Raw genomic sequence first — 6,141 nt, forward strand, 5'->3', positions numbered from 1 at the left:
TCCTTGGGCTCGGGTTCGGTCTCGCGCACGCCCAGGACCCGGCAGATGGCGTAGGTCAGGTCGGCGCGGTTGAGGGTGTAGAAGTGGAAGTCCGCGAAGCCTTCCTCCGCGAGCCGGGCGCACATCTCGGTGGCCACGGACGCGGCGATCAGCCGGCGGGTCTCTGGGTCCTTGTCCAGGCCGTCGAACAGGTTGGCCAGCCACTGCGGCAGCTCGATGCCGATCGGCCCGGCCATCTTCTTCAGGCCCTTGTAGTTGGTCACCGGCATGATCCCCGGCGAGATCGGGATGGTCACGCCGGCCTTGCGGACCCGGTCCATGAACCGCAGGAAGCCGTCGATGTCGAAGAAGAACTGGGTGATCGCCCGGCTCGCACCGGCGTCGACCTTGGCCTTCAGGACGTCGATGTCGTGGTCGATGCCGCTGCTCTCCGGATGGACCTGCGGATAGAGGCCGACGCTGACCTCGAAGTCGCCGACCGCCTTGATGCCGGCGGTGAGCTCGGTGGCGTTGCGGTAGCCGTCGGCGCGGGGCGTGTAGGCGCCGCCGATCTGGCCCGGCGGGTCCCCGCGCAGGGCGACGATGTGGCGGATGCCGGCGTCCCAGTAGTCGCGGATCACCTCGTCGACCTCGGCGCGGCTGGCCTCGACGCAGGTCAGGTGCGCGGCAGGCTTCAGCGTCGTCTCCTTCAGCATCCGCAGCACGGTGCGGTGCGTCCGGTCGCGGGTAGAGCCACCGGCCCCGTAGGTCACCGAGACGAAGGACGGGGCGAGCGGCTCGAGCCGGCGGATCGCCTCCCACAGGCTCTCCTCGGCCTCGGAAGTCTTGGGCGGCGAGAACTCGAAAGAAACGTTGGGCCGGGGGCGGCCGCCCACTCCGGCGCGGGCGATGGGGCCAAGCGCGGTCATGCGGCGGTCCTCTGCGGCTGTCGGGCGCGTTCGGCGACCCAGATCTTCACCGTCAGCCCCCCCTCGCGGGCGGGGGCGAGGGCTTCGACGTGAACATGGACGAGGGAGTTTTCGGCGAGCCAGCGGCCCATTTCGGCGTCCGAGAAACCCAACCTGCGGTGTTGGTGTTGCTCGCGAAGATACTCAAGGTTGTGCGGCGCGAAGTCCACGATGATCAGCTTGCCGCCCGGCTCGACGATGCGGCCGGCCTCGCGCACGGCTGCGGCGGGATCGGCCAGGTAGTGCAGCACCTGGTGGACCACCACGAGGTCCGCGCTGGCGTCCGGCAGGCGGGTGCCGAAGATGTCCCCATGGCGCAGCTCGCAGCGCTCCAGGCCGGCCTCGGCCACCTGGTTGCGGGCGATGTTCAGCATCTGCTGGGAGAGGTCGAGGCCCAGCGCCTGCTCGGCGTGCGGGCCCAGCAGGGTCAGCATGCGGCCCGTGCCCGAGCCCAGGTCGACCAGGCGGCGGAACGGCCCCTCGCCGGCGGCCTTCAGGATCGCGGCCTCGACGGCGGTCTCGGAGACGTAGAGGGAGCGGATCTCGTCCCAGCGGGCGGCGTTGCGGGCGAAGTATTCGGAGGCCGCGTCGGCGCGTTCGGCGCGCACGGCGATCAGCCGCTCGGCGTCGCGGGCGAGCACCGGATCGGCCGGATCCACCCGGCCCAGCATCTCGGCGATCAGCTCTCCGGCTTGCCCGCCGCCGGTAAGCCGGTAGAACACCCACGCCCCGTCCGGAAACCGCTCCACCAGACCCGCCTCGGCGAGCAGCTTCAGATGACGCGAGACCCGGGGCTGGCTCTGGTCGAGCACCCGGCAGAGCTCGAGCACCGCGAGCTCCTCCCGGGCGAGCAGGGCGAGGATGCGCAGGCGCGTCGGCTCGCCCGCCGCGCGCAGCACGTCAACAGCCTGGCCCGCCGAGAGCTTCATGGGCCATATAAAGATATCCTTATGTCTTTAAGTCAAGCCCTCGGCGGCTGTCGGCGAGCCCCTAGTGGCGGCCTTCGGCGAACTCCTCCACCATCTTGGCGCAGAAGGCCGGCAGGTCGTCCGGATTGCGCGAAGTGACGAGGCCGTCGTCCACCACCACCTCCTCGTCCACCCATTCCGCGCCGGCGTTCTTCAGGTCCGCCTCCAGCGAGGGCCAGGAGGTCATCCGACGGCCCTCCACGGCCTCGGCGTTGATCAGCGTCCAGGGGCCGTGGCAGATCGCGGCGATGGGCTTCCCCGCCCGTGCGAACGCGCGGATGAAGTCTATCGCCTTCGGTTCCAGCCGCAGCTGGTCGGGGCTGATCACCCCGCCCGGCAGGACGATGGCGTCGTAAGCCCCGGCGTCGGCGTGGGCGAGTTCCCGGTCGACCGGCACGGTGTCGCCCTTGTCGTGGTGGTTGTAGCCCTGGATCTCGCCCGCCTTGGGCGCGACAATCTCCACCTGTGCGCCCGCCTCGCGCAGCGCCTGGACCGGCTTCGTCAGCTCCACCTGCTCAAAGCCGTCGGTGGCGAGCACGGCGACCTTCTTCCCATCCAGCCTGGCCATGGGGATTCTCCTTCGGTTGTCGGATTGCGCCCCGAAAACCCGGCAGCCCCGGACCGGTTCCCCCTCAGGCCCCGAAGATCCAGCCGGCGGGAAGGCCGCTGAGCGTCACCCCCACCAGCACCATCATGTGGCCGCCGCCCATATCGATCACCGTGTCCAGGCCCTCCTGGCGGACGGCGTAGGTGGTGCCGGCGTCGAGCTGCACGCGGTCGCCGGCCTGGAAGTCGGTGACCCGGTCGAGGCCGGCGTCCTGGGAGCCGTGGAAGATGTCGTTCCCCGCGCCGCCGGTGATGGTGTCGTCGCCGCGGTCGCCCGAGAGCCAGTCGTCGCCGTCGCCGCCGGTCACGATGTCCGCGCCCTGGCCGCCGCGCACCACGTCGGCGCCGTCGCCGCCCTGGACGAAGTCGTCGCCCAGGTTGCCGTAGACGATGTCGCCGCCGGCCTCGCCCAGCAGCTCGTCGTTGTCCTTCCCGCCCACCACCCAGTCGTCGCCTGCGCCGCCACGCACGGTGTCGTCGCCCTCGTTGCCGTGGGCGTCGTCGAAGCCCGAGCCGCCGGTGATGGAGTCGGCGCCGGCCCCGCCCCGCAGGAAGTTCGCCCCGGAGACATCGGAAATGAAGTCGTCGCCGTCGCCGCCCATGAGACTGTCGGCGCCTGCGTCACCCCAGAGCTCGTCGTCGCCCTCCAGGCCCTCGAGCCGGTCGTCGCCCCCCTCGCCGATCAGCACATTGGCCACGGCCGAGCCGGTGAGGCTGTCGCCGAAGTCCGAGCCCCAGAGGGCTTCGATGTTGAGCAGGGTGTCGAGGCCGAGGCCGGTCTGCTGGGCCGTGGCCACCCGCAGGTCGATGGTCAGCCCGCCGTCGGCGAAATAGTAGAAGTCGGCGAGGTCGAAGCCCTCCCCGCCGTCGAGCAGGTCGGCCCCGCGGCCGCCCTCCAGCAGGTCGTCGCCCGCGCCGCCGCGCAGCACGTCGTCGCCGCCCAGGCCGCCGAGCGCGTCGTCGCCGCCCGCCCCGTCCATCTGGTCGATCCCGGCGCCTCCGAGCATCACCTCTCCGCGGTCGCCGCCGTGGATCCGCGAGCCCTGCTCGCCGACGACCACCATCTCGACGCCGTCGAGCCGCAGGTGGCCGGCCGGCGCCGCCTGGTCGAGCCAGACCTCTACGAAGCGATCGACCTCGTTGAGGAAGGCTACGTCCTCGCCGTCGCCGCCGTCGATGCGGTCGACGCCGTCGCCGGCAAGGAAGAAGTCGTCGCCACCCCCGCCCGACAGGGTGTCGTCCCCGGGACCGCCAACCAGGCCGTCGCTGACCGCCCCAGGGCCGCCGTGCAGCACGTCGTCGCCCGCGCCGCCGTCCAAGACGGTCTCGCCCTCGAAGCCGGTCAGGGTGTCCGCGCCCGAGGCGCCGACCAGCTCCACGATGAGGCCCGGGAAGCCGCCCGTCATGGAGGCCAGGGTGACGGACGCCGGCAGATCGGTGATGACGCTGACCAGGACTCCCGCCGCGTCGTAGAGCTCCACTTCGGCGATCGCCCCGGTGAACGGCTCGCCGCCGGGCGGGCCCGCCGCGAAGGCCCCGACCGGCGTCAGCTCCACCCGCCAGCCGGCCATGCCGGACTCCGCCGTGCCGGTCAGGACCACCTTCTCGGGCGTGAACGAGGTGACCGTGTAGCGGCCGGCGCCACCCAGGATGGCGCGCAGCCAGTCGCCGGCCGGCGCGGCCGGGTCGCCGTGGAACGGCAACGGCCGCAGAAAGGTGATCGTGGTCATGAATACGTCCCCCAACCGTCAGTTGAGGGGAAAAATGGCCGCGCCGTCAATCAGTCTACGGTAAAGCTTAGGCCCCGAAGATCCAGCCGTCGGGGAGGGACGTGAGCTGGACGCCGACCAGGAAGAGCTGGGCGTCGCCGACCTGCACCAGGACGTCGCTTCCCATCTGGATCGCCGTGTAGCTGGCGCCCGGCAGGACCTGGACCCGGTCGCCTTCGGCGGCGTTGAAGTCGGTCACCCGGTCGTAGCCGGCCTCGTCGAAGGTGTGGAAGATGTCCGCGCCCGCGCCGCCGGTCAGCGTGTCCACGCCGCGGTCGCCGGAAATCCAGTCGTCGCCCGCACCGCCCTGGACCGAGTCCTCCCCCTGGCCGCCGCGCACGATGTCCGCGCCGTCGCCGCCGTCGAGGGTGTCGTTCCCCAGGTTGCCGTATACGATGTCGCCGCCAGTGTTGCCGGACAGCAGGTCCTGGTCCTTGCCGCCCACCACCCAGTCGTCGCCGGCCCCGCCGGAGACGGTGTCGTCGCCCATGTTGCCGTGCAGGTCGTCGAAGCCGATGCCGCCGCGCAGGACGTCATTGCCCTCCTCGCCGCGGACGTAGTTGGAGCCGGCGATCTCGGTCAGGGTGTCGTTCCCGGCGCCGCCCATCAGGGTGTCGTTCCCGCCGGTGGCGTAGCTCGGCAGGTCGTTGGACTGTTCCGCGTAGCTCCAGTCGCCCCAGATCCGGTCCGCGCCCCCGCCGCCCCAGACGGTGTCGGCGCCGTCCGAAGCGGTGATTGTCTCGGCCAGGTCCGAGCCGTGGATCTCGCCGGCGTGGGTCCGCAGGATCAGCTTCTCGATGTCGCGGGCGATGATCACGTCCCCGGCCGCGTCCTGGTTCAGCCAGACCTGGTAGGGCGGCGCGCCGGCGACCGGGTACGGCCAGTCGTTGAGCTCGAGCTGGTCGATCCCCGCGCCGCCGTCGACCACGAAGCGGGTCCCGTGCAGGGCGTCGGTTATGATCCAGTCGTTCCCGGCGCCGCCGGTGACCGAGTGGAGCTGCCGCGTGTCGCCGGGCTGGACCCGGGCGATGGTGATGACGTCGGCGCCGTCGCCGCCGTCGGCATAGGCCACGCCGAGCGTCAGGTTCAGGCTGTCGTCGCCCGCCCCGCCCTCGTAGCGGTCGGCGCCGCGGCCGCCCTGCAGGACGTCGTTGCCGTCGCCGCCGACCAGGGTGTCGATGCCGTTGTGGCCCCAGATCCAGTCGTCGCCGGCCTCGCCGTAGAGGGCGTCCGCGCCCGAGGTGGTGTCGTCGAAGTCGCGATCGCCGGCGCGGATCGAGTCGTTGCCGGCGCCGCCGTAGACCACGTCGCTGCCCGCGCCGCCCCACACATGGTCCACGCCGGTTCCGGCGTTGATGGTGTCGTCGCCGCCGACGCCCCCGAGGGTGTCGTTGCCGGCGAGCCCGTCGATGAGGTCGTCCTCGTCGTTGCCGAAGATGGTGTCGTTGCCGGCCGTGCCCGTGCGCGTCGCCATGGTTCCGCTCTCCTACGCCCCGAAGATCCAGCCGCTGGGCAGCGACGAAAGCGTGACGCCCACGAGCACCAGCTGGGCGCCCGGGCCGGTCTCCACCACCACGTCGCCGCCCACCTGGCTGGCGGTGTAGGTCGCGCCCGGCAGGAGCTGGACCCGGTCGCCCTCGGCGGCGTTGAAGTCGGTCACCCGGTCGAGCCCCGCCTCGGCGAAGGTGTGGAACACGTCCGCGCCCGCGCCGCCGGTGAGGGTGTCGCTGCCCCGGTCGCCGGAGACCCAGTCGTCGCCGGCCCCGGCCTGGACCACGTCGTCGCCCTGGCCGCCACGCACGATATCCGCGCCCTCGCCGCCGTCCAGGGTGTCGTTCCCGAGGTTGCCGT

The 6,141-nt window shown here is 71.7% G+C and carries 5 protein-coding genes and 1 pseudogene; all 6 read right to left on the reverse strand.

What is annotated here, in order from left to right; all coding sequences use genetic code 11:
- The coding region (gene metF / locus V7Z97_RS18750; protein WP_334164964.1) for a methylenetetrahydrofolate reductase [NAD(P)H] at nucleotides 1-908 on the reverse strand (908 nt) is incomplete at its 3' end.
- On the reverse strand, nucleotides 905-1,876 hold the full coding sequence (locus V7Z97_RS18755; protein ID WP_334164965.1) for an ArsR/SmtB family transcription factor: 972 nt from the start codon (nucleotides 1,874-1,876) through the stop codon (nucleotides 905-907). The genes metF and V7Z97_RS18755, both read right to left, overlap by 4 nt.
- A 61-nt stretch (nucleotides 1,877-1,937) precedes the next feature.
- Nucleotides 1,938-2,483: a type 1 glutamine amidotransferase domain-containing protein gene (locus tag V7Z97_RS18760; protein ID WP_334164966.1), complete on the reverse strand. Its 546-nt coding sequence runs from the start codon at nucleotides 2,481-2,483 to the stop codon at nucleotides 1,938-1,940.
- Nucleotides 2,484-2,547: 64 nt separating this feature from the next.
- Nucleotides 2,548-4,251, reverse strand: a complete 1,704-nt coding sequence (locus tag V7Z97_RS18765) for a calcium-binding protein (RefSeq protein ID WP_334164967.1) — start codon at nucleotides 4,249-4,251, stop codon at nucleotides 2,548-2,550.
- Between the two features lie 67 nt (nucleotides 4,252-4,318).
- Complete coding sequence (locus V7Z97_RS18770; protein WP_334164968.1) at nucleotides 4,319-5,764, reverse strand: calcium-binding protein; 1,446 nt, start codon at nucleotides 5,762-5,764, stop codon at nucleotides 4,319-4,321.
- A gap of 12 nt (nucleotides 5,765-5,776) precedes the next feature.
- A pseudogene (locus V7Z97_RS18775) lies at nucleotides 5,777-6,141 on the reverse strand (hypothetical protein); the annotation flags it as partial.

This window comes from Phenylobacterium sp. (assembly GCF_036821595.1).
Lineage (GTDB): Bacteria > Pseudomonadota > Alphaproteobacteria > Caulobacterales > Caulobacteraceae > Phenylobacterium.

Bases quoted from the DNA above. Each gene is read 5' to 3' on its own strand.
- V7Z97_RS18755 (WP_334164965.1), bottom strand. From the start codon at position 1,876: ATGAAGCTCTCGGCGGGCCAGGCTGTTGACGTGCTGCGCGCGGCGGGC.
- V7Z97_RS18760 (WP_334164966.1), bottom strand. From the start codon at position 2,483: ATGGCCAGGCTGGATGGGAAGAAGGTCGCCGTGCTCGCCACCGACGGC.
- V7Z97_RS18765 (WP_334164967.1), bottom strand. From the start codon at position 4,251: ATGACCACGATCACCTTTCTGCGGCCGTTGCCGTTCCACGGCGACCCG.
- V7Z97_RS18770 (WP_334164968.1), bottom strand. From the start codon at position 5,764: ATGGCGACGCGCACGGGCACGGCCGGCAACGACACCATCTTCGGCAAC.